16 protein-coding genes are annotated in these 23322 nt (G+C 63.3%); 8 read left to right on the forward strand and 8 right to left on the reverse strand.

Features of this window, described 5'->3' with window-relative positions; translation table 11 throughout:
* Positions 1–57: 57 nt before the first annotated feature.
* From tssK to tagF, 4 genes are read left to right on the forward strand one after another with little or no spacing between them, the layout of a single operon-like run.
* Positions 58–1392 (forward strand): type VI secretion system baseplate subunit TssK, encoded by a 1335-nt coding sequence (tssK, locus tag AC57B6_RS28315; RefSeq protein ID WP_496422557.1) that lies wholly within the window; start codon positions 58–60, stop codon positions 1390–1392.
* Between the two features lie 6 nt (positions 1393–1398).
* Complete coding sequence (locus AC57B6_RS28320; RefSeq protein ID WP_178369475.1) at positions 1399–2742, forward strand: DotU family type VI secretion system protein; 1344 nt, start codon at positions 1399–1401, stop codon at positions 2740–2742.
* Positions 2743–2794: 52 nt separating this feature from the next.
* Entirely contained in the window at positions 2795–6367 is a 3573-nt protein-coding gene (gene tssM / locus AC57B6_RS28325) for a type VI secretion system membrane subunit TssM (protein ID WP_496422558.1), read from the forward strand.
* Positions 6364–7080 (forward strand): type VI secretion system-associated protein TagF, encoded by a 717-nt coding sequence (gene tagF, locus AC57B6_RS28330; protein WP_144194237.1) that lies wholly within the window; start codon positions 6364–6366, stop codon positions 7078–7080. Before tssM ends, tagF begins: the two co-directional genes overlap by 4 nt.
* Positions 7081–7180: 100 nt before the next feature.
* Here the strand turns inward: tagF and AC57B6_RS28335 are convergent, their stop codons facing one another.
* The 5 genes from AC57B6_RS28335 to AC57B6_RS28355 all read right to left on the reverse strand — a co-directional run bounded on the left by AC57B6_RS28335 (position 7181) and on the right by AC57B6_RS28355 (position 14800).
* Positions 7181–8032, reverse strand: a complete 852-nt coding sequence (locus AC57B6_RS28335; protein ID WP_281663353.1) for a PP2C family protein-serine/threonine phosphatase — start codon at positions 8030–8032, stop codon at positions 7181–7183.
* 464 nt (positions 8033–8496) lie between these two features.
* Positions 8497–10077, reverse strand: coding sequence for an aspartate:alanine exchanger family transporter (locus AC57B6_RS28340; protein WP_496422559.1), 1581 nt, complete (start codon positions 10075–10077; stop codon positions 8497–8499).
* A gap of 153 nt (positions 10078–10230) precedes the next feature.
* Positions 10231–11361, reverse strand: a complete 1131-nt coding sequence (locus tag AC57B6_RS28345; protein ID WP_216749511.1) for an acyl-CoA dehydrogenase family protein — start codon at positions 11359–11361, stop codon at positions 10231–10233.
* Positions 11362–11373: 12 nt separating this feature from the next.
* A complete protein-coding gene (locus AC57B6_RS28350) occupies positions 11374–12582 on the reverse strand; it encodes an acyl-CoA dehydrogenase family protein (protein WP_496422560.1) in 1209 nt (402 codons plus the stop codon).
* A gap of 97 nt (positions 12583–12679) precedes the next feature.
* Positions 12680–14800 carry a 3-hydroxyacyl-CoA dehydrogenase NAD-binding domain-containing protein gene (locus AC57B6_RS28355; RefSeq protein ID WP_496422561.1) on the reverse strand — a complete coding sequence of 707 codons (2121 nt, stop codon included), beginning with the start codon at positions 14798–14800 and terminating at the stop codon, positions 12680–12682.
* A 166-nt stretch (positions 14801–14966) separates the two neighbouring features.
* Here AC57B6_RS28355 and AC57B6_RS28360 point away from each other — a divergent pair, with 166 nt between their 5' ends.
* From AC57B6_RS28360 to AC57B6_RS28375, 4 genes are all read left to right on the forward strand, one after another.
* A complete protein-coding gene (locus tag AC57B6_RS28360; RefSeq protein ID WP_028200231.1) occupies positions 14967–15875 on the forward strand; it encodes a LysR family transcriptional regulator in 909 nt (302 codons plus the stop codon).
* 115 nt (positions 15876–15990) lie between these two features.
* A complete protein-coding gene (locus AC57B6_RS28365; protein ID WP_144194230.1) occupies positions 15991–16179 on the forward strand; it encodes a hypothetical protein in 189 nt (62 codons plus the stop codon).
* 97 nt (positions 16180–16276) lie between these two features.
* A complete protein-coding gene (locus AC57B6_RS28370; protein WP_221306501.1) occupies positions 16277–16564 on the forward strand; it encodes a hypothetical protein in 288 nt (95 codons plus the stop codon).
* A 497-nt stretch (positions 16565–17061) separates the two neighbouring features.
* Positions 17062–17442: a DUF5594 family protein gene (locus AC57B6_RS28375; protein WP_028200410.1), complete on the forward strand. Its 381-nt coding sequence runs from the start codon at positions 17062–17064 to the stop codon at positions 17440–17442.
* Here AC57B6_RS28375 and AC57B6_RS28380 read toward each other — a convergent pair.
* The 3 genes from AC57B6_RS28380 to AC57B6_RS28390 all read right to left on the reverse strand — a co-directional run bounded on the left by AC57B6_RS28380 (position 17439) and on the right by AC57B6_RS28390 (position 23303).
* Positions 17439–19019, reverse strand: a complete 1581-nt coding sequence (locus tag AC57B6_RS28380; RefSeq protein ID WP_496422562.1) for a methyl-accepting chemotaxis protein — start codon at positions 19017–19019, stop codon at positions 17439–17441. The two genes, AC57B6_RS28375 and AC57B6_RS28380, sit on opposite strands and share 4 nt — an antisense overlap.
* Before the next feature lie 21 nt (positions 19020–19040).
* A complete protein-coding gene (locus AC57B6_RS28385; RefSeq protein ID WP_496422563.1) occupies positions 19041–20840 on the reverse strand; it encodes a methyl-accepting chemotaxis protein in 1800 nt (599 codons plus the stop codon).
* A 351-nt stretch (positions 20841–21191) separates the two neighbouring features.
* Positions 21192–23303: a phosphocholine-specific phospholipase C gene (locus tag AC57B6_RS28390; protein WP_252888233.1), complete on the reverse strand. Its 2112-nt coding sequence runs from the start codon at positions 23301–23303 to the stop codon at positions 21192–21194.
* Positions 23304–23322 lie beyond the last annotated feature (19 nt).

Below are 23322 nucleotides of genomic sequence, written 5' to 3' on the forward strand. Positions count from 1 at the left end.
GCGTCAGCCAGGCAGACGAATTGATGAATCGAAGCATCACCGGAGTTAGCACACGCGATGTCCTGGAACAACAAAGTCATCTGGTCCGAGGGGATGTTTCTGCAGCCGCAGCATCTCCAGCAACACGACCGTTACCTGCACGCATTGGTCGAATCGCGAGCGGCCGGCCTGCGGCCGTATGGCTGGGGCTTCACCGCGCTCAGGCTCGACGACGCGCAACTCGCGCTCGGCAAGCTGGCGATTCTCGAATGCGCGGGCGTGCTGCCGGACGGCACGCCGTTCGCGCTCTCAGCCGACGATGCCCCGCCGCCGGGCATCGACATTCCCGATGACGCACGCAACGCGCTCGTCGTGCTCGCGCTGCCGGTGCGCCGGCCCGGCATTCCGGAGGCCACAGCCGCGCCGTCCACCGATAGTTTCGCGCGCTACGGCACGCTTGAATACGAAGTGAACGACAGCAACTCGGACGGCACCGGCGCGGCGCTGCTGCAGATCGGCAAGCTGCGCCTGAGACTCGCGTTCGAATCCGAAGTGGTGAATGCGCATGCATGCCTGGGCGTCGCGCGTGTGATCGAACGGCGCGCGGACAACCGCGTCGTGCTCGATTCCGACTATGCGCCGCCGTGTCTCGACTTCCGGGTGGCGCCACGACTCGCCGCATTCGCCGACGAATTCACCGGACTGTTGCGCCAGCGCGGCGAGGCGCTCGCGAGCCGCCTGAGCGCGCCGGGCACAGGCGGCGCCGCCGAGATTCAGGACTTTCTGCTGCTGCAACTCGTCAATCGTGCCGAGCCGCTGATCGCTCATCTGGCGACCATGACTGGCTTGCACCCGGAAGAACTGTTCCGTGTTGCGGTGGCGCTGGCCGGCGAGTTGGCCACCTTCTCGCAGGCAAACAAGCGCACCGCGCAATACCCGGTGTACCGCCATGACCGCCTCGCCGAAACCTTCATGCCGGTGATTGCCGATCTGCGGCAGTCCTTGAGCATGGTGATGGATTCCGCCGTCGTGCCGATTCCGCTCGACGCCCGCAAGTTCGGCGTGCATGTCGCGGTGGTGCCCGACATCGAACTCTACAAGTCGGCGATGTTCGTGCTCGCGGTCAACGCGCAGATGCCGGCCGAAACCGTGCGCAACAGCTTCGCGCAACAGGTCAAGATCGGGCCGGTAGAAAAGATCCGCGACCTCGTCAATTTGCAGCTTCCCGGCATCGCCTTGCGCGCGCTGCCGGTCGCGCCACGGCAGTTGCCGTTCCACGCCGGCTTCACGTACTTCGAACTCGACCGCAGCAACGAACTGTGGAAGCTGTTGCCCACCTCGGCCGGTTTCGCAATGCATGTGGCGGGCGAGTTTCCGGGGCTGCAACTGACGTTCTGGGCCATCAGGAGATAGCCGATCATGAGTCGAGACGACTTCGCTGCGGATCAGGACGCGACCTTCCTGGTGCCGCGTCCGGGAGGCAAGGGCGCAACGCCCGGCGCGTCAGGCGGCGTGCCGGCGTCCCCGCCGCCAACCCAGTCACCCATGGCGGCATCCAGACCGGCTGACACGCCTACGTCCGGCCCGATCCCGACGAGCGGACTCAACCCGCTGTTGCGCGCGGCTAATCCGCTGCTCGATCTGATCGTGCCGCTGCGCCACATGTCGACCCATTCCGATCTCGAAGATCTGCGCCGCCGTCTCGTCGACGGCGTGCGCCAGTTCGAGAGCGAAGCCCGTGCGGCGAACCTCAGTGTCGAAACATTGTCGGCGGCGCGCTACGCGTTGTGCACCTTTCTCGACGAAACCGTGTCGAGCACGCCGTGGGGCGGGGGTGGGGCCTGGTCGGGGCGCAGCCTGCTGATCCTGTTCCACAACGAGGCGTCGGGCGGCGAGAAATTTTTCATGATCCTGCAACGGCTCGCGCAGGACCCGCGCGCCAACCTCGAGGTACTCGAACTGATGTACGTGTGTCTCGCGCTCGGCATGGAAGGGCGCTACCGCCTGATCGAAGGCGGCCGCGCACAACTCGACGTGTTGCGCGAGCGGCTGCTGGCGATGATCCGCGAGCGGCGCGGTCCGCTCGAACGCGATCTGTCGCCGCATTGGCAAGGTGTCGTGGACAAGCGCAATCCGCTGATGCGGATGCTGCCGATGTGGGTGCTCGCCGCGCTTACCGGCTTGATCCTGATGGCGCTGCAACTGGCGTTCTCGATCAGCTTGAACCGCGCGTCCGATCCGGTATTCGCCGCATTGCACGGCGTGAAGACGGCGGTAGCCGCGCCTGCCGCCGCGCCTAAGGCCGCGGTCGCGCTCGAACCTGTGAAGCCGCGCCTCGCTGCGTTTCTCGCGCCTGAGATCAGCCAGGGACTGGTCAGCGTCGTGGAGACGCCCGGCAAGTCGACGGTCACGCTGCATGGCGACGGCATGTTTGGCTCCGGCAGCGCGGATGTGTCACGCAGCTTCTATCCGCTGCTCGATCGTATCGGCGACGCGCTGAAAACTGTGCCGGGCCGCGTCGTGGTGGCGGGGCATACGGATGACCAGCGCATCGTGTCGGCGCGCTTCCCGTCGAACTGGCATTTGTCGCAAGCCCGGGCCGAAGCGGTCAGGCAGGTGCTGGCCGCGCGCACCGGCATGCCCGAGCGTTTCGCCGCCGAGGGGCGTGGCGACACCGAGCCGCTGGTGCCCAATGACAGCGCCGCGAACCGTGCGCGCAACCGGCGCGTGGATGTGACCGTCTTTACGTCGGGTACGCCGTGATCGCCGCGGTTACCACTGTGTTTCCGTTTTGTCTTTTGCCAGGTCATCTGTCATGAAACGTCTCTTTAGCTGGCTGACCCGCGCCTGGGTGCTGGCGTTGTTCGGCGCGCTCGCGCTTGCGTTGATCGTCTGGTTCGACGGGCCGTTGATCGCGTTCAACGGCAACGCGCCGCTGGAATCGGTGTCGAGCCGTATCACGCTGATCGCGATTATCTTTGTGCTGTGGGCCGGCTTCTTTGTCGGTAAATGGCTGATTGGACGGATCGCCAGTCTGAAGCTGATGCAGAGCGTGGCGGCGCAACCTGCCGCCGCCGATCCGGCCTTGGCGTCGGCATCGCCCGCGCCGTCTGCCAGTGACACGCGCTCGGCCGCCGAAGTGTCGGCGCTCAACCAGCGCTTCCAGGAAGCGCTGGCAATTCTGCGTCAGGCGCGCGGCGGCCGCCGCTTTGGCGGGCAGTATCTGTATCAGACACCGTGGTACATGTTCGTCGGTGCGCCGGGGGCGGGCAAGACCACTGCGCTGGTCCACTCGGGCCTGAAATTTCCGCTCGCCGACAAGCTCGGCAAGGAAGCGATTCGCGGCATTGGCGGTACGCGCAACTGCGACTGGTGGTTCACCGACGAGGCGGTGCTGCTCGACACGGCCGGCCGCTACACGACCCAGGACAGCGATTCCGAAGCCGACAAGGCGGCATGGACCGGCTTCCTGCAACTGCTGAAGAAATACCGGCGGCGCCGGCCGATCAACGGCGTGATCGTCGCGGTTTCGGTCGCGGATCTGTTGCGGCAATCCGAAGCCGATCGCAAGACGCAGGCGCAGGCAATCCGCGAACGAATCAAGGAACTGCATGAACGGCTCGGCATCCGCTTTCCGATCTACGTGCTGGTCACGAAGTGCGATCTGATGGCGGGCTTTGTGGAGTTCTTCGACGACCTCGGGCGCGAGGAGCGTGCAAGTGTCTGGGGCATGACATTTCCGGTGGCGGACGCGGCGAACATCGACCAGTTGCTGGCAACGTTCCCGGCTGAGTTCGACGCATTGGAAGCGCGCCTCCAGGCGCGCGTCCTCGAGCGCTTGCAACAGGAGCGGGATGTCCGGCGGCGCGCGTTGATTTATGGTTTTCCGCAGCAGCTTACGTCGTTGCGCGACCTGCTGGGCAGTTTTCTCGGCGACGTGTTCCAGTCGAGCCGTTATGAGGAAAACGCGCTGCTGCGCGGCGTGTATTTCACCAGCGGCACCCAGGAAGGCAGCCCGATCGACCGCGTGATGGGCGCGCTGGCGGCGAGCTTCGGCATCGATCGCCAGGTGCTGGTGGCGAATACGGCGAGCGGCCGCAGCTATTTCATTACGCGGCTTCTGCGCGACGTGCTGTTCCAGGAATCGGGTTTGGCCGGTGCCGACCTGCGTGTCGAGCGCCGCCGTGCGTGGCTGCAACGCGGCGCCTGGGTGCTGGCTGCCGTGCTGATCGTACTGATGAGCGCGGGGCTCGTGACCAGTTACGTGCGCAACCGGAGCTACGTTCGCGAGGTCGCGTCACAGGTCGATGCGATCGATGCGCAGGCGCGCAATCTGGTGCCGAATGCGGGCGTGCTGAGCGTGTTGCCGCTGCTCGACGCCGCGCGTGACATTCCCGGCGGCTACGCGGATCGCAACGGCGGTGCGCCGTTTCTGATGACGCTCGGTCTGTATCAGGGCGACAAACTCGGCTCCGCCGCGCAGACTCTGTATCAGCGTCTGTTACGTCAGACCCTGCTGCCGCGAGTGGTCGGCCGCCTGAAAGAACAGTTGCGGCGCGGCGAAGCGAACAACCCGCAGTATCTGTACGAGACGCTGCGGGTCTATCTGATGCTGGGCGACCCGAATCATTTCGATGCCGAATCGGTGGGTGCATGGGCGGATTACGATTGGGACCGCAACCTCGCCGGGCATGTTACCGATGACCAGCGCAAGGATCTGTCGGCGCATATGACGGCGCTGCTCGACCATCTGCAGGACGACGGGCCGGTCACGCTCGACGCCGACCTGGTCGCTTCGACCCGCCAGGCGCTTGCCAGGATTCCGCTGCAACAGCGGGTCTACGCGTCGCTGCTGCGCAATCTGCAACACACCAGTTCGCCGGAGGTTTCGCTGGCCAGCGCGGCCAGACGCGACGCGGCAATCGTGTTCGTACGCAAGAGCGGCGAGCCGATGACACGCGGCGTGCCGGGCCTCTTTACCCGCGACGGCTACCGGCAATTTCTTGCACGCCGCGATCTGGCGGTGGCCGACGTCGTCAAGGACAACTGGATATTGGGCAAGGACGAGGCAGTCACCGACCCGGCGGCGGTCGAGCAACTGAACGCGCAGGTGCTCGAGCTTTACTATGACGACTACATCAGGCGTTGGGACGCGTTTCTGTCCGATGTCGGCATCGTGCCGTTTCACGATCTCGACCAGGCCGCGCGCGTGGTGAACGTACTCGCGCAGCCTACCTCGCCGCTGAAGAAATTCCTGAGCGTGGCGGCGAAGGAAACCACGCTCGGCGACGTCAAGCAGACCACCTTGATCGATACCGCCAAAGGCAAGCTCGACAGCGTCAAGAAGAAGCTGGAGAACGCGCTTGCCTCGTCCGACGATGCGGCGCCCGCGCCGGCGGCAACGTTGCAAAATCCCGTGGATCTGCATTTCGATTCGCTGCATCAACTCGCGTCGACCGGCGCGGGCGGCGCTTCGCCGCTCGATTCGCAACTTGCGTCGCTTAACGAAGTATTCGTCTATCTCGATGCAGCCAATACCGCGAAGCGCCAAGGCTCGCCCGCACCGGCCTCGGATGCGTTGATGAAGCTGAAGCAGGGCGCCGAAGGCAAGCCGGCGCCCCTTGCTGCCATGCTCGCGGGGGTGGCGGACGCGGGATCGTCGCTGACGCTCGGCAGCGAGCGTGGGCGGCTGAGTTCACTGTGGGTGGCGAACGTCGCGTCGTTCTGCCACCAGGCGATCGACGGCCGCTACCCGCTCGTCCGTAGCGCCAGCAACGCGGTGACGCAGGACGACTTCGGCCGCGTGTTTGCGCCAGGCGGTCTGATCGACGATTTCTTCCAGCATAACCTGATGCCCTACGTCGATATGTCGAAGACGCGCTGGAGTTGGCGGCCTTTCGGCAATGTGTCGCTTGGTATTCCCGAGGATGTGCTCACGCAGTTCCAGCGCGCCGCGCAGATTCGCGATGCGTTCTTTTCCGGTGGCGGCAAGATGGCCTCGGCCCGCTTCGAGCTGAAGCCCGTCACGATGGATGCTGCCGTGACGCAATTCACGCTCGACATCGATGGGCAGACGCTCACGTATGGACATGGTCCCACGCGTTCCACCGCGTTTCAGTGGCCTAACGGAAAGGTGTCGAGTTCGGTGCGGGTCGACTATGCGCCGCCAGGGGCGGGCGGCAGCAGCGGTTACTCTACTGATGGCCCGTGGGCATGGTTCAGGATGATCGACAAGGGTGTGCTGGAGCCGACCGCGCAGCGCGACCGCTACAACCTCACACTGGACCTCGACGGCCGCAAGGTCGCGCTGGAGCTGCGCGCGAGCAGTGTGGTGAATCCGTTCAATCTCGACGCGCTCAACAAATTCACCTGCCCGGCGAAGCTATGAGCGAGGGATTCGATACACCGGGGTTTTTCGGCAAGGCCATTACGCATGGGGATTTTCTGTCGCGACGCCTGCCCGCGTCCTTTCTCGATCCCTGGGACGACTGGCTGCAGCGCGGGCTGCACGCGAGCCGGCAGCAGTTGGGTGCCGACTGGCTCGGCGCGTATCTGACGAGCCCGGTGTGGCGCTTTGTGCTTGGACGCGGCGTGTGTGGAGAGCGAACCTGGGCGGGCGTGATGATGCCTGGCATCGATCGGGTGGGGCGCTATTTTCCGCTGACTATCGTGGCGGGCTGCGACGCGGCTATTGATCCCGTCGAATGGCTTGGCGCGAGTGGCGAGTGGTACGGCCGCCTGGACGTGCTCGCACGGTCTACGCTCGACGAGCGCTTCCAGATCGATGCATTCGATGCGGCGCTCATGCAACTGGCCGCGCCCGGCGTGCGTGCGGTGCGTGGCGAACTGGCTGCGTTGTGTCTCCCACTGGCTTCGTGCTCGGGCGCTGAACTTGCCGACGGCGTGCACACGCTGATGAACGATCTGGTGGTGACCTGCGCGGCCGGGTGCAGCTTCTGGTGGAGCGAAGGCGGCACGGCAGGTGAAACCGTGCTGCTTGCATGCGAGGGCTTGCCTGCCGGGCGGCGGTTCAGTGCACTGGTGGGGGCCGGGTGGGAAGCCTCGGGCTGGACGATCTTATGCCGAGGCACCGCGCGTTGAAACAGGCTGTTTTGTGAGCAGCACGGGAAGGGATGGTCCGCTTTCCCATGCTCCCATGCAGATCAGGGACTGTTAATGCGCGGAATGAGTGGTCCCGACGCTACGCGTCGAACCAGACCAGCACTACCGTGATGTTGTCCTTACCGCCGTGCTGTTTGGCGAGTTCGACAAGCTGGTGGCTGCACGTTGCCAGCGTGTCGGGCGTGGCGTTGCGCAACACGTCGACAATCTGCTGGTCGTTCAGCATGCCATGCAGACCATCCGAGCACAGCAGATAAAGATCGCCCGGCCTTGGCGTGAGCCGGTGCACCTCAGGCTCGACCATGGGCGACGGACCGATAGCTTGCAGCAACTCGTTACGCCCGGGCAGATTGACGGTGATGCCGGCGTCGAGTGCCTTTTGATAGAGCGTCTGGTCGCTCGTGATCTGCAGCATCCGGCTATCGCGCCAGCGATAGAGCCGGCTGTCGCCGACATGGAACACCACCATGGTCGCCGATTGAGGCTGGCGCCAGATACCGGTCATGGTGGTGCCCATGCCGCGGCCATCGGGGCGCATGTCGCTGCGATTCATCGCGTAGAGCTGATCGTTGACGTGTTCGACTGCCCGCGTTGCGACAGTAATAGCCGGATGCGTGCCCTGCGGCGCGGTACCGTCTGATTGTGCCGAATACCGGCCGGGCAAGGTTGCATCAGGATCGTCGCGCGGATCATGATGGAACGCGTGCGGATCGACCTCTGCGATGAACTGATGGAACAGCGCCAGCGCCTCGGTGCTCGCAACCTCGCCGGCATCGTGACCGCCCATGCCGTCGCACACGATGGCAAGACCGAGTGCGTCGTCAACCAGGAAATTGTCTTCGTTGTTGCGGCGCACGAGTCCGATATCGGATAGGCCGAATGCGTAACCCGTAGCGAGCCGGTAAGTCTGATTGGGCGAGGTGGGTTTCAAGTGAGTCGTGTCGAGTCAACGCAGGCCGAAAGGAGCGAAAGCATCTTGTTTCAAGCCATTATCCATAAAGACCTATCGACGTCAACGATTAAAGATACTGTGCGGACGAGCGCAAATGGCTGGATGGGGAAAGGGCCGCCGCTGAACCGTTTAGGGGAACGTAAGGGAAACGGCAGCGACGTAGCCTGACTCGTTGCGTATCGCCACGACGATCACGCGAGTTGTGGAGGGGTGTCGACGCGCTGCTCGACACCGTTGAAACGGAAACGAGGCTGAGCATCGACAAGCGCGGCAAGGTCGGCGATCAGTGAAAACGATCTGAGTAAGTAATGGCGACTGACAAACTAGCGTATCTGAAGCGTTTTCGTCCGAATGCGAGGCTCGTTGAACTCGCGAATCTGATTGGAGCGCAACTGGCGACCCTCCCTGCAGGTTGAGACGCCGCGCTCAATGAACGTAGCCTCTCACCACAACCTCGCCGCAACATCCACAAACAGTATCTTCACGATCGTCATAGCCGGAAAGATCATCGCGTAGCCGATGTCCGGCTTGTCGGTGGCCGTTAGCTTATTGGCGAACGCAAGGATCGCCGGATTGCCACAGGCGCCGGCGACGATACCCGCCACTTCGTCATAGGGCAGCCGGTACACCAGGAGGCCGAGGATCAGAACCGGCACGGCCAGCGCGAGCAGCACGATTGCACCAAGCGCAAGCATCAGCAAGCCGGTCTGCGAGACAGTTGCGGCGAACTTCGGCCCCGATGCCATGCCGACCTGCGCAAGAAAAATCGTCAGCCCGAGGTTGCGCAGCACAAGGTTCGCGGGCAGCGGCATCGTCCAGTTGACGCTGCCGGTTCGGCGCAGTTTGCCTAACACGAGCGCCACGATCAACACGCCGCACAAACCGACCGCTAGCTTGCCCAGACCCGGCAGCGGAATCTGGATCGCACCGACCAGAAAACCCAGCGCCATCCCCAGACCGACCGAAATGTAGCTGAACTCGGCGGTGCCCTTGATCGAATCGCCAAAGAAGGTTCGCAATGCCGGAAACGCCGCGCGCTGTGTCAACAAGCCAACACGATCGCCGTATTCGAGGATGAGATCGGGGTTCGGCATGACATCCGCGTCGCCGCGCCGCACATGCGCGACGATCGAACCGTCGGGCATCTTCAGTTCGCCGAGTGTGCGGCCCACTACATTCGCCCGCGACGCGAACACGCGCAGATAGTCGAGGTCGCCACGGTCTCGCAGAACCCGTCCAGGGGCTGCTTCGCCAAGCCGCTTGCGAGCTTCGGCCAGTGCATCTTTTTCCGGACTGACGGCGAGCACGACGTCGTTCTCGGTCAGCACGAGTTCAGGCGTGGCCGGCGCGTTGTGATGCGCGCTGCGTACCGCGACGATCTGTACGTTGGCGGGTAGGGCGGCAACCGTCTCGCCGAGCGTCTTGCCGCTGAAAACAGGATTGCGCAGCGCGATTTCGAGGATTTCAAGGCCGGTGCTGGAGGCCGTTCTGATCTTCGGCGCGAGGATCGCGAATGCCAGATAGAGCAACAGGATCGGACCGGCGACGCCAAATGGGTAGGATACCGAATAGCCGACTGCTGCGTCTTCGGTGCCGAGGCTTGCAATGGCCGCCTGCAACGCAGCCGTGCTGGTGCCCGAACCGGAGAAGAGACCGAGTGCATAGCCCGGATTCAGGTGCATGATTCTCTGAATCGCGAAGCTCGCTGCCCCCGCGCATAGCACGCCGATCAACGCGAGAATGTTCGCACGCCGGCCGGCTGCGCTGGTCAGTCCGAGAAAAAACTGTTTGCCGTATTGCACGCCGACCGTGTAGAGGAAGAGCGACAGGCCGAGCGTGCCGATCATGGGCGCGGGCGCTGACTTCGGCGCAAACCAGCCGGCGGCGAGTGCGACGAACAACACGGCGCCGACGCCAAGTGAAAACCCTTTGATATTGATTTCGCCGACGAAATAACCTACCGCGATGGTAAGGAACAACGTCATTAAGGGCTGCTGCTCGAGAAGCGTCTTCAGGAAATCCACGTTGCCTCCGATAGGGGGTGAGACGTCGGGTTCTGCCGGTTTCCTGCGACTGCGCTGCTTATGCTGAATGAGTCAGAGAGCCGCCCTCGCGGGCGGGATGTTCGCCAGTATCTAACAGATTGCGGTTTTTTTCTTTGTGTTTGAAACCGGCCCTCAACCTTTGCCGAGTGCGATATACCGTTCGAGATGGTGATCTTCATCGCCCAGTTGATGGTCGATCATCACGAGGCGTTTTGCATAGTGAGCGAGCGGCAACTCCCATGTCATGCCGATACCGCCATGCAGTTGAATACACTCCTCGGCGACCAACGCGCCAATCCTGCCAATGCTGTACTTTGCCGCTGACATGGCGCGTTCCCGCACCGTGCGTTCAGACTCGAGCGCTGCCGCGGCGTTGATCACCGCCGAGCGTGCCTGTTCGATCTCGAGCAGCAGATCGGCCATCCGATGCTGCAAGGCCTGGAAGCTGCCGATCGGCACGCCGAACTGCTTGCGTGTGCGCAGATACTCGAGCGTGTAATCTTTTGCGACATCCATCGCGCCCACCGCTTCAGAGCACAAGGCAAGCACGCCGCAACTGATCGCGTATTCGAGCGTCGCAAAACCTTCACCCGTCATACCGAGCATGGCGTCGTCACTCAGCGTGACATTGTCGAACGTGAGCTCGGCGGCACGGCCGCCGTCGATCTTGCGGTAGCCGCGCAAGCTGACACCCGCCGCGTCGCGCGGGACGAGAAAGAGGGTGATGCCGGCTTCTTCGTCCTCGGCGCCAGTAGTGCGTGCCGTGACGAGAAAGAGGGCAGCGTTCTCGCCTTGCTGGACCACCGCTTTCGCGCCGTTAAGCTTCCACTGGTTCCCGTTGCGTGCCGCACGTGTCGTTATGCGTGAGAGTTCGTAGTGGCCGTCCGGCTCGCCGTGCGCAAGCGCCACGATGCGGGAGCCGTCGATCAGATCGCCGAGCGTGGCTTTTTGTGTGTCACTGCCGGCACGCGCGATTGCCTGGCCGACGATCAAGGTATCGAGAAACGGCTCGACCACGAGTCCGCGACCCAGACACTCGAATACGACCGCGATATCGAAGCCGCCGCCGCCAAAACCGCCATCCGCTTCATCGAACAACGCGCCGACAATGCCGAGTTCCGCAAAACGATTCCATAGGTCTGCGCTAAAGCCTTCGGGCGAGCGTGCAATCCGGTCGCGTGTTTCGAAACCGTATTGCTCCGTGATGAAGCGGTTGAGCGTATCCGCCAGCATGCGGCGGTCTTCGGTATGCTGAAAATTCATGGCGTTTGCCCCTTACAGTCCCAGGATCATTTTGGAAATGATGTTCTTCTGGATTTCGTTGGAACCGCCGAAGATCGACAGCTTGCGGTTATTGAAGTAAAGCGACGCAGCGCTCGCGGCTTCGTCGGGGCCGACCGGCGTGCCTTCGAAGCCGTCGTACAAGGCTTCCTCGACAAACGGCTGAGCATACGGTCCCATCGCGCGACGCGTCAGCGAAGAGATTTCCTGGCGGATCTCGGTGCCGCGAATCTTCAGCATCGAACTTTCGGCGCCCGGTACGCCGCCGCCGGCTACTGCTGCGATCACACGCAGGTTGGTGGTCTTCATGTTTTCCAGATCGATCTCGACGCGTGCCATGCGGGCGGCAAACGCCGGATCATCCGCGAGCGGCCTGCCGTTGCGCCGCTGTTTCGCGGCGATCTTGCGCAACCGGTTGAAGGCGGCCACCGAGAAGCCGACGCCCGCGATATTGGTCCGCTCGTACGTGAGCAGATATTTGGCGTAGGTCCAGCCCTTGTTTTCTTCGCCCACGAGGTTCTCGACGGGCACGCGGACGTCCGTGAAAAACACCTCGTTGACTTCGTGCTCGCCGTCGAGCGTGATGATCGGGCGCACTTCGACACCCGGCGTATTCATATCGATCAGCAGGAAGCTGATGCCTTCCTGCTTGCGCACGTCGGTCGCGCTGCGCACGAGGCAGAAGATCATGTTCGCGTAGTGGCCGAGCGTGGTCCACGTTTTCTGGCCGTTGACGATATAGTGCTCGCCTTGCGCGTCGCTGCCGCGTAGCGCGGTGGTCTTGACCGAGGCGAGGTCCGAGCCCGCGCCCGGTTCCGAGTAGCCTTGGCACCACCAGTCGGAGCCATCGAGAATGCGGGGCAACCAGTGCCGTTTTTGCGCCTCGTTGCCGTACTTGATCAATACCGGGCCGAGCATGTTGACGCCGAACGGCACGACACGCGGCGCACCCGCCAACGCGCATTCGTTCTCAAAGATAAATTTCTGCACGGCGTTCCAGCCCGGGCCGCCGTACTCTTTCGGCCAATGATTGGCGAGCCAGCCTTGCGCGTGGAGAATCGCGTGCCATTCGGCCATGTCGTCGCGTGTGAGGCGGCGGCCGCCGTGTACTTTGTCGGCGAGGCGTTGCGGGAGCTTGTCGCGCAAGAAGCGCTGTACTTCGGCGCGAAACGCCTCTTCTTCAGGCGTGAAGTTCAGATCCATGATGGTTTCTTTCCTTGATGTTGACCGGGCCCGTGGGCCGGTTGACCGGTGAGGCTCAGGCCATCGCCGGTCAGCATGCGCCAGATGGCGGGCGCTCTCAAGCTGTCAGGTTGAGGCTCGCGAAATCGGCGCCGCGTTCGACCAGGTCGACCAGCAACGGCGATGCGCGCCAGAACAGCGGGTCTTCTTTCGCGAACTCGCGAATGTCCGCGAGAACGGTGGCGAGGCCCACCGTATCGGCGTATTTCATCGGGCCGCCGCGATAGCGCGGAAAACCGTAGCCATACAGGAAGGTCACGTCGACGTCGAGCGGGCGCAGCGCGATGCCTTCGTGCACGACATTTGCCCCTTCGTTGATCATGGCGGCCATGTAACGGCGGATGATTTCTTCGTCGGTGAACGTGCGCGGCGTGACACCGGCGCGCTCACGCTCGGCGTCGATGATGGCTTCGACCTCGGGGTCGGGCGTGCCGGTGCGTGAACCTTCGGGGTACAGATAGAAACCGCGGCCGGTCTTCTGGCCGAACCAGCCGCGTTCGCACAGACGGTCGGCGATCTGCACGTAGCGTGCGTCGGGGTTGCGGGTGGCGGCGCGCCGTTTGCGCGTGGCCCAGCCAATGTCGCCGCCCGCCAGGTCGACGACCTGGAACGGGCCCATCGGGAAGCCGAACGCGCGCACGGCCGCATCGATCTGATAGGGCGACGCGCCGTCTTCCATCATCGCGTCCGCCGCGCTGCGGTACACCGCCAGCACGCGATTGCCGATAAAGCCGTCGCATACGCCGGCCCGCACCGGTGTCTTGCGCAGCTTCTTCGCGAGTTCGAACGCCGTGGCCACCACGTCTGCGCTGACCTGCTTGGGCACGACCACTTCCAGCAGCTTCATGATGTTGGCGGGCGAGAAGAAGTGCAGGCCGATCACGTCCGCGGGGCGCGAAATGCTGGCCGCAATCGCGTCGATGTCGAGATACGACGTGTTGGTGGCGAGCACCGCGCCGGCCTTGCAGACACGGTCGAGTTCCGCGAATACCGCTTGTTTCACCGACAGATCCTCGAATACGGCTTCGATCACCAGATCGGCGTCGGCGAGTGCGTCGTACGAGGTGCTGCCCTGCCAGCGCGTCATTACGTCCGCTTTCTTTTCGGCAGTCATGCGGCCTTTGGCGATCAGGCCGTCGTAGACCTTTTCGATGTGCGCGCGGCCGCGTGCTAGCGACGCGTCGTCGCGTTCGATCATCGTTACGGGCAGGCCCGCATCGAGCACGGCGACGGCGATGCCCGCGCCCATGGTGCCGCCGCCCACTACGCCGATCCGGTTCAGTGCCCGTGGTTTGGCGTCGCGTGTTTCCGGCGCCTTGAGCACCTCGCGTTCGGCAAAGAACGCGTGAATCAGGCCGGCCCGCTGCGGGCTATCGAGGCATTCCAGGAACAGCTTGCGCTCGAGCCGCAGGCCGTCTTCGAATGGTTGTTCGACAGCGGCTTGCACGGCATCGACGATCTTGAGCGGAGAGAACAGCCCACGCGATTTCTTCGCCGTTTCCGCGCGCGCCGCGGCGATGGCGGCGAGGCTCGCGGCGCGGTCGCTTAGTGCGGCGGCGTCGCGCGTGCGGCGCACCGGCGCGTGAGCGGCCAGTAGTTCGTGCACATAGGCGAGGCCTTCTGCGAGGATGTCGTCGCTGCTGCCGAGCCGGTCGATGAGGCCGAGCGTGAGCGCTTCCTTCGCGCCGGCATGGCGGCCGCTCAGGATCAGGTCAAGGGCGGCTGGCGCGCCGATCAGGCGCGGCGTGCGCTGAGTGCCGCCTGCACCCGGCAGCAGGCCGAGCTGCACCTCGGGCAAGCCGAGCTTCGCGCCATCCACGGCAAGCCGGTAGTGTGCCGCTAGGGCCACTTCCAGCCCGCCACCGAGCGCGGCGCCATGGATCGCGGCCACCACCGGCTTCGCACACGCTTCGATGCGATTGCACACGTCCGGCAGCGAAGGCGGCACCGGCGGCTTGCCGAACTCGCGAATATCCGCACCCGCGATGAAATTGCGCCCGGCGCCGACGATCAGCACCGCCTCGACGGCCTTGTCGGTCTCCGCGGCTTCGATGGCGGCGAGCAGGCCGCGCCGCACGTCGGCGGACAACGCGTTGACCGGCGCGTGGTCGACGGTGACCAGCAGGACTTTGCCGCGCAGTTCGCGCGTGACAACGTCGGCGGAAGGGGTGGGGGTCATCGTGTCGTCTCCTGACTGTTTGCTGGCGAATCAAATCGAATCAAATCGAGCCAGATCGGGGCATACCGGGTCTGGCGAATTCTGCGATTCTCGGTTGGTCAAGGTTTATTGACAATTACATATACCGTTGACAGACTGTCAAAATTACTTTGACAAAGGCAGCATCATGGACGTCAATTCGCTGACCCTGCTCGTCGATATTCTCGATGCGGGCAACCTGAGCGAAGCTGCCCGTCGGCTGAAAATGAGCCGGGCGAACGTGAGTTACCACCTGAACCAGTTGGAGCGCTCGATCGGCCTGCAACTGGTGAGGCGCACTACACGCCGGGTCGAGGCGACTGAAATCGGCCTGCAGTTGTACGAGCATGGCCGCACGATTCAGAACGCGCTGCTGGCTGCGCGCGAGTCGGTCACCACGCTCGGGCAGAGCTTGCAGGGGCGGGTGCGATTGAGTGTGCCGAGCGGCTATGGGCAACTGGTGATGTCGGATTGGCTGATCGCGTTCAAGCGTCTCTATCCCGGCATCGTGCTCGACGTGATGTTTGAGAATCGCGTTGAGGATCTGATGCGCGACGAGGTCGACATTGCGGTTCGGGTGATGTCCGAGCCGCCGCAGAATCTCGTCGCGCGCGACATGGGGCCGGTGCGCTACGTTGCGTGTGCTTCGCCGGATTTTGCCGGAAGCCGTGGCATGCCGGTGCGGCTTGACGATTTGCGCACGGCGCCGGTGATTACGTCGGCGGTGGTTGGCAGGCAGTTGCGGGTGGCCGCGTATCTGCGTGAAGAGCGCCATGAAGTGCTGCTCGAACCGGCGATTATTTCGGAAAACTTTCTGTTCTTGCGTCAGGCGGTGCTGGCGGGCCTGGGTGTCGGACTGGTGCCGGACTACGTGGTGCAGGACGACCTGCGTCGCGGCGCTGTGGTGACGGCGCTGGATGAATGGCGGTTGAGCATCTTCGGTACGCACATGTACATGCTCTATATGCCGAATCGTCATCACACGCGGGCGGCGGCGAGTTTTATCGAGTTCATTCTGGAGCAGGCGCACGGCAGTGGGAGAGGCGGCGCCGGCTGAACCGGAGCGGAGCGATTTTCTTCCTGGTTACACCGCTGCGCGGCTCACGGTATGCTTGGCAAAACGGCGCGATAGCCGTGCAGGTGGCGGCACACGAACCTCGGGGGAGACGCAGATGAAATGGTGGGTCGCATGTTTCGCGATGCTTGCAATCGCCATTGTGGCGGTGCTGGCCTCGCGTTTGCCGGGCGAGGACGCCATCCGTCTCGCGGGCTATGCGGGCACGGCGGTTTTCGCCGCGCTGGTTGGCGTGCTGATTCGCTGGCGCGCAAATCGTGGTCAACGCAACAAACGCGCGGGGTGAGTACGGCAATCCCGAGTCAAATTTTTTACTGAATGAGAACGATGCATTGTCACATTCGGTTGATATACAGGAGTTGCAATCCGCGTAGGAGATTGATTTGGACGCTCGAAAATCGGTGTTACATGTCGTCGAACCTGCCACGAAGCATCCATTTGAGAGTTGCTTCCTTGACCTCGGCGGCCACTCCGCCGAGCGAGCCTTGACGGTGCTGACTGCAGCGGTTCATGCTGCCCAGCGTGAAATGAATGCATTTGACTGGATTACAGACGCGCTCCCTGGCGCCACGCTCAAACCGGCCCTGGCATTCGGCACGGTTGGCGAACTGTACCGCTCATACACCCGACCCGCGGAACTGGGCCGCCTGAAAGGCGTACTACGTTCCTGACGAGGATATTTCACGGACGTGATCGAATAGCGCGAGTAGAAACGACGACGATATTCGAGCGCGACGCAACACACGACAACTCGATCGGTGAGGCACACCAGGAAACGGTAGCGCAACCGCTCCCCAGGTTTCCCAGGCAGACCCGTCCGCGACGCACGCAGTGCGGAGTGGGAGCTGATGAGTCCTTTGTCAACGGCGCGGAGTGCGCGAGGGCACGGATTCCAGATGCACCACTACCGCGGCTGTGCGGGGGACCCGCTTATGAGCTAGCGGTGTAAAGCCGCTTTCTTTTGCCTACTTTTCTTTGCGGCAGGCAAAGAAAAGTAGGTGCCGCCCCGCACAGGGGCAACACTAATAGACCACCACCAAAGCAAGGAAAGGCCAAAACCCCCACCAGCCTATCCCGACGTAATCACCGTGCAAACCTGCACCCAGCGGCCCCACCCCACCCCCATGCTACGATGCTCCGAACACCACACAGAACGCCGGAGACATAGATGCGCCCCGAGAGTGCCGCCCGTTTCGACGAGCAGTTCGCCCCTCGCATTGCCGAGGCAATCGCTGCCTGTTTCGCCACCACCGTGCACACCGAAGTCCTGCCTTACGGCGGCCACGGCCACCCCACAAGCGTACGGATTCACGCAGCGCCGCTCGAAGGCCTCGGTCACTACCCGCATCCGCTCAACCTGTTCCTGACATGGGATAGCGACGAGATCGAACGGCTGATGGGGCCGGAAGGCCCGGCACGCTTCGCCGGCTACCTGGCTGCGCTGCCACGTAAGCTAGAAGCGTGGCGCCACGTGCGCGAACTGGATTTTCCGTCGCACACCCAGGGCGAGCCGACCATACTGATCGGCGGGCTCGATTTCGGCTCTTAAGAGGCCGCGCCGATCCGGAAGAAACTCACGCTTTGCACCAGACCCGATGCCTTGCTCTGCACCGCATCGGCAGCCGCGGCCGCCTGCTCGACCAACGCCGCGTTGCTCTGCGTCACCTGATCCATTTGCGTGACCGCATCGTTCACTTCCGCAATGCCCGCAGCCTGATCGACGCTGGCTGTCGCGATCGCCTCGACGATGCGTGTCACGCTGCCCGCGCTTTGCACCACGCCGTCCATCGTATTGCTTGCGTGGTTGATCAACTGCGTGCCGGCGTCGATGGTGGCAACCGACTCGCGAATCAGCGCCTTGATTTCGCGCGCGGCATCGGCCGAGCGTTGGGCGAGACTGCGCACTTCGCTTGCGACCACTGCGAAGCCGCGCCCTTGAGTGCCGGCACGCGCCGCTTCAACGGCTGCGTTGAGCGCCAGAATATTGGTCTGCGCGGCAATCGCCTCGACCACCGCGATGATGTCGACGATACGCTTCGATGCCGCGTCGATCTGGCTCATGGTGCGCACCGCGTCGGTCATCACGGCGCCGCCGTCGCGTGCCGCTTGCGCCGCGGTTTGCGCAAGGGTAGTGGCCTCGCGCGCGTTGCTGGCGTTGCGCTGAACCGAGTCGGTGAAATGCTGCATCGACGCGGCGGTTTCTTCGAGCGATGCGGCCTGTTGTTCAGTACGCGCCGACAGATCGAGGTTGCCCGCGGCAATCTCCTGCGTCGCCGACGAAATCGTGTGCGCGCCTTCGCGAATCTCGCTGACGATGTGCCGCAAGCGCTGATTCATTTCGTTGAGCGCGACCAGCAACTGGCCGGTTTCGTCGCGGCTCACCACGACAACATCGGCGCGCAGATCGCCTGCGGCGACCGCTTGCGCGACCCCCACCGCCTGTCTGACCGGCAGCGTGATGCTGCGGCTCAGGAACCAGATCGCGAACGTGCCCACCCCGAGCGAGCCGGTCACGACCGACAGAAGCAGCACGCAGGCGAGCGTATACGCGCGTTCCGCGGCTTCGTTCGTGCGCACGTTGGAGTCTTGCGCCTGCTGCATCACCGAGGCGACGATGTCGTCGATAGCGGCGGTCGGCGCGCGGTCGATGCCTTTGACGAGACCGTCGACCACGTGTGCCGTATTCGGATCGGCCGAGTCATAGCGCTTGAGCGCGTCGAGATAGCTGTCCTGCAGCGCGGCGTGGGTGGCGAGCGCCTTGTTGACACCATCGGCGTTGGCACCCAACGCACCTAGCTGATCCTTCAATCGAAGCAAAGCGGCGTGTGTCGTGCTGCTTTCCTTGCTGAAGGCGTCTCGGTAACGGGCGAACGCGGCCGGATCAGCGCCGCGCAGCAACAGGTCCTTCCATTCCTGCACCTGCTTCTTGAATTCGACCTGCGCGACGCGTGCGGTATCGGCGGCTTGTGCATACTGGCTGAGCGTTTGCGCGGACTGAATTTGCAGCGCGTGCGTATTCGTCAACGCGTGCCAGCCTTCCAGACCCACCACCGTCGTTGCCATGAGCAGCACCGCGCCCAGCAGCGCCAACTTGACGGCGATTTTCAGATTTCTATAGAACGTCACTGCGATTTCCTTGGATAGACCTTAGTCCAGCTTGAATTGCGCGACGGCGCCGGCAAGACTCACGGCCTGGCTTTGCAACGCGGTGGCGGCCGCTGTCGATTCCTCGACCAGGGCGGCATTCTGCTGAACCATTTCGTCGAGCTGGCTGACCGCGCGATTGACTTCCTGAATGCCGCGCGTCTGTTCGTTGGCTGCCTGGGTGATTTCGGAAATGATGGTCGTCACGTTGGCCACGTTGCTGACGATCTCCGTCATCGTCGCGCCGGCCTGACGGACCTGGCCTGAACCGGAACTCACGCTTGCCACCGTCGATTCGATCAGCGCCTTGATTTCCTTGGCGGCCTGCGCGCTGCGTTGCGCGAGGCTGCGCACCTCGCCGGCCACCACCGCGAAACCGCGGCCCTGTTCGCCGGCGCGCGCCGCTTCGACCGCCGCGTTTAACGCGAGGATGTTGGTCTGGAACGCGATACCGTCGATGACGCCGATGATGTCGGAGATTTTCACCGACGCCTGTTCGATCTCGCCCATCGTCGTAATCACGTCGGAGATCACTACGCCTCCGCGCGAAGCGACCTGCGACGCGCACACGGCGGTGTCGTCGGCCTGCTTCGCGGCGCTCGCCGATTGCGTGACCGTCGAGGTGATTTCTTCCATCGACGCAGCGGTCTGCTGCAGGCTGGCCGCAGCGGATTCGGTGCGGCCCGACAGGTCCACATTGCCCGCGGCGATTTCATTTGCGGCCACGCGCACCGATTCGCTGGCATCGCGAATCTGGCGCATCACGTGGCTGAGTTTGTCGATGAAGGTATTGAACGCGCGCGCGATCTGCGTGACTTCGTCATTGCCGGTGGCGGGCAGACGTTGAGTCAGATCGCCTTCGCCCGAGCCGATTGCGTCCATTGCATCGCGTACTTTCGAGAGCCGCTGGAACGACACGGCGGTGACCGCGGCCACGATCGCGGCGGCAATGACCGCAATCACGATCAGCGCGATAACCGAAGCCGTCAACAGCGATCGCATGCCCGCGGTCGCCTCCGCTTTGTCGAGTGCGACGACCGCGTACCAGTCGGTGCCGGGAATGGCCTGAGCGCGCAGCAGCTTCGTGCTGCCGCTCACGTCGACTTCGACAGGGTGTTCGGCGCTGAAGAGTGCGCCTAGTTTGTCCCCTGTGAGTGCGGGCGCCAGGTCCGTGACCGGCTTCAGGGTCAGCTTCGCGTCCGGGTGCGCAACGATATGGCCGCTCGTGTCGATCAACATGCCGAAGCTCGCGGGTGTCGGATGAATCGCCTTGACGTTGGCAATCACGCTGTCCATCGCGACGTCACCGGACACCACGCCCTTCACCACGCCGTCGCGCACCACGGGCGCAGCGAACGCGACCACCAGCTTGCCCGTGCCCACGTCGACGTATGGCAGCGTCACCACCGGTTTGCCCGCTGCGGCAGCCTGCTTGTACCAGGGACGGCCGGTCGGATCGTAGTCGGGCGGAATGCCGGTCGGATCGGAGAACTTCGCGGTCTTGTCCGCATAGCCGACGTACACATTGGAGAACTTGCCGGCGGCGGCGATCTGCTTTAACGCGGCGGACGGATCGGGTTGCAGCACGGCGTCCTGCAACGAGTTGATCATCTGGCTATTCGAGGCGATCCAGTCTTCGATACCGTCTGCATGTCCGCTTTCGACAGCATTCAAACTGCTTTCGATTGCCTCGGCGTTATACGAGTTGGCGACGACATAGTTGAGAACGGTGTTGGCTGCGAGCGCGACCACAACGATGGCGACGCACAGGGCGACGATGCGCGCGCGAATGGAGGAGAACATGTCGGGAGTTTTCGGAGTAAGCAGTGAGCCGTAGTCGGTGAGGCGGGGGCCTCAGATGCTGTATACGGCCTGGGCAGCGGGGACTTGAGCGGGCAAAACTTTCGATTGATGACGGCCGCCGGTAATGCCGCGTGTGGCGGCGCGCCGCGATGCTACACATTTTTTCGCGCCAGTGGCGGTTTTCAACGGTTACCGAAACACCACGCCCGGTGACGGTCTGGAGGCGTTATATTCGTCTGAAGATATCGAGGTATGTGTGATGGTGCGAAGACTAAAAAAACGGCCGCTGCTTTTTATCGCAGCGGCCGCTTCGTTCACAGGCTGAATTGAAAATTGAAGCTGAGTTGAACCCTAGCTCCCCAGCGCCGGATCGCTCATGCTGCTTCGGCCGGTTTCCACGTGTCCGGCGAAGCGCCGCGTGAACGACGGGTCGGTATCGACAGTGATCGTCAGGTCGTACCAGCCGTAGGCGTTGCGCAGATCGAGGTATAGCTGTTCGGTATCGCCGCCGCGTACAGAATGCTTGACCACGTTGCCGACGTCATAGGCGTTGACGATGGTGAACTGGCAGCGCGCGCTGCCCACATTCTCCAGCCGCAATTGCAGGTTGCCGTTCGCCACGTCGTAGCCTTCAGCCACTTCTGGCCGCGCGATATCGGAACCGTTCCACCAGCTTCTCGCAACCGGCTTGCCCGCGAAGCGGCGCAGAAAACCGTTCGGACCGTAGACCGTATAGTCGTAAGTGCCGTCGGCATTCAACGGCAAGTGATCCTGCAGCCGCTTGCCCGCTTCGACGGTGTACGTAAGCGGCGCGGCGAGACCATTCGCGGCATAGACGAGAAACACGGCGCCCGCGCGGCCCGAGTTGACGAAGCGCATCGTCAACTGGTTCGCCGCACCTTCACCATGCACACGCACGAACAGCTCGTACGGCAGCGCGCGAGCCGGGCGCACGCCTGGTTCCTGCTTCGGTACGGCCTGCACGAGCGGCGGCAACGGCACGTAGTCCGGATGCCGGTTCTTATCGGGCGGTACATAACCGCTCGTGCTCGGCAGCGTCGGGAATGCGTCGTTCGGGGTGCTGAAGTTGAACGCCGACATCAGGTCGCCGCACACCGCGCGGCGCCACGGCGTGATGTTCGATTCACCGAGATTGTGGTGCTGGCCGAAGCGTTTTTCGATAAAGCGGATCACCGAGGTGTGATCGAACAATTCAGAGCATACGTAGCCGCCTTTCGACCACGGCGAGACCACCAGCATCGGTACGCGCGGCCCGAGCCCGTACGGGCCGGCAGGCGTGTTGCCGCTGCCCGCATAATTCTCATTGCTGGTGTCGACGGTCGACAAGCCATTTGCGCTCGATGCCGGCGCGAACGGCGGCGCCATGTGATCGAAGAAGCCGTCGTTCTCGTCGTAGTTGATCAGCAGCACCGTCTTGCTCCACACCTCGGGATTCGACGTGAGAATCTGCAAGACCTGATCGATATACCACGCACCGTAGTTCGACGGCCAGTTCGGGTGCTCGGAATACGCTTCCGGCGCGACAATCCACGAGACTTGCGGCAGGGCGTTGTTCTGCACATCGCGCTTGAGAATGTCGAAGTAGCCGTCGCCATTGGCTGCATTCGTGCCCGTGCGGGCGTTGTCGTACAAAGGGTTGCCCGGCTGCGCGTCGCGGTACTGATTGAAGTAGAGCAGCGAGTTGTCGCCGTAGTTGCCGATGTACGGGTTTTGAGTCCAGCCCCATGAGCCGTTTGCGTTGAGTCCCGTCCCAATGTCCTGGTAGATCTTCCACGTGATGCCGGCGTTCTGCAGCACTTCCGGATAGGTGGACCAGCCGTAGCCGGCCTCGGCATTGTCGATCACCGGGCCGCCGCCGCTGCCGTCGTTGCCGACCCAGCCGCTCCACATGTAGTAGCGGTTCGGATCGGTTGGGCCCATCAGCGAGCAGTGGTACGCGTCGCAGATCGTGAAGGCGTCGGCGAGCTGGTAGTGAAACGGAATGTCGTCGCGCGTGAGGTAGGCCATCGTCGTGGTGCCCTTGGAGGGCACCCATTGATCGTAGCGCCCGCCGTTCCATGCGGCGTGCGTGCTGGTCCAGTCGTGTGCGAGGTCTTGCAGGAATTGCAGTCCAAGGTTCGGCGCGGTGGGGCGGAACGGCAACACATAGCCGAGGTCCGCGGCGAGCGGCTGATACCACACCGGCTTGCCGTTGGGCAGGTTGATCGCGCGCGTGTCGCCGAAACCGCGTACGCCCTTGAGCGTGCCGAAGTAGTGGTCGAACGAGCGGTTTTCCTGCATCAGCACGACTATATGCTCGACGTCGCGGATGCTGCCGGTTTTGTTGTTGGCGGGAATCGCAAGGGCGTTGCGAATGCCCAGCGGCAGCATGCTCAGCGCGGTGGCAGAACCGGCGGCGTGCGCGGCGGAGCGCAGAAAATCACGGCGATTTTTTGAGGTCATGGTTTTGGCTTTCGATCTT

It is taken from the genome of Paraburkholderia sp. BGA-UO-ETr-F12 (assembly GCF_059567945.1).

Excerpts from the sequence above, each read along its gene's own strand:
- tssK (WP_496422557.1), top strand. The coding sequence starts at position 58 with ATGTCCTGGAACAACAAAGTCATCTGGTCCGAGGGGATGTTTCTGCAG.
- AC57B6_RS28320 (WP_178369475.1), top strand. The coding sequence starts at position 1,399 with ATGAGTCGAGACGACTTCGCTGCGGATCAGGACGCGACCTTCCTGGTG.
- tssM (WP_496422558.1), top strand. The coding sequence starts at position 2,795 with ATGAAACGTCTCTTTAGCTGGCTGACCCGCGCCTGGGTGCTGGCGTTG.
- tagF (WP_144194237.1), top strand. The coding sequence starts at position 6,364 with ATGAGCGAGGGATTCGATACACCGGGGTTTTTCGGCAAGGCCATTACG.
- AC57B6_RS28345 (WP_216749511.1), bottom strand. The coding sequence starts at position 11,361 with ATGAATTTTCAGCATACCGAAGACCGCCGCATGCTGGCGGATACGCTC.
- AC57B6_RS28350 (WP_496422560.1), bottom strand. The coding sequence starts at position 12,582 with ATGGATCTGAACTTCACGCCTGAAGAAGAGGCGTTTCGCGCCGAAGTA.
- AC57B6_RS28355 (WP_496422561.1), bottom strand. The coding sequence starts at position 14,800 with ATGACCCCCACCCCTTCCGCCGACGTTGTCACGCGCGAACTGCGCGGC.
- AC57B6_RS28360 (WP_028200231.1), top strand. The coding sequence starts at position 14,967 with ATGGACGTCAATTCGCTGACCCTGCTCGTCGATATTCTCGATGCGGGC.
- AC57B6_RS28365 (WP_144194230.1), top strand. The coding sequence starts at position 15,991 with ATGAAATGGTGGGTCGCATGTTTCGCGATGCTTGCAATCGCCATTGTG.
- AC57B6_RS28375 (WP_028200410.1), top strand. The coding sequence starts at position 17,062 with ATGCGCCCCGAGAGTGCCGCCCGTTTCGACGAGCAGTTCGCCCCTCGC.
- AC57B6_RS28385 (WP_496422563.1), bottom strand. The coding sequence starts at position 20,840 with ATGTTCTCCTCCATTCGCGCGCGCATCGTCGCCCTGTGCGTCGCCATC.
- AC57B6_RS28390 (WP_252888233.1), bottom strand. The coding sequence starts at position 23,303 with ATGACCTCAAAAAATCGCCGTGATTTTCTGCGCTCCGCCGCGCACGCC.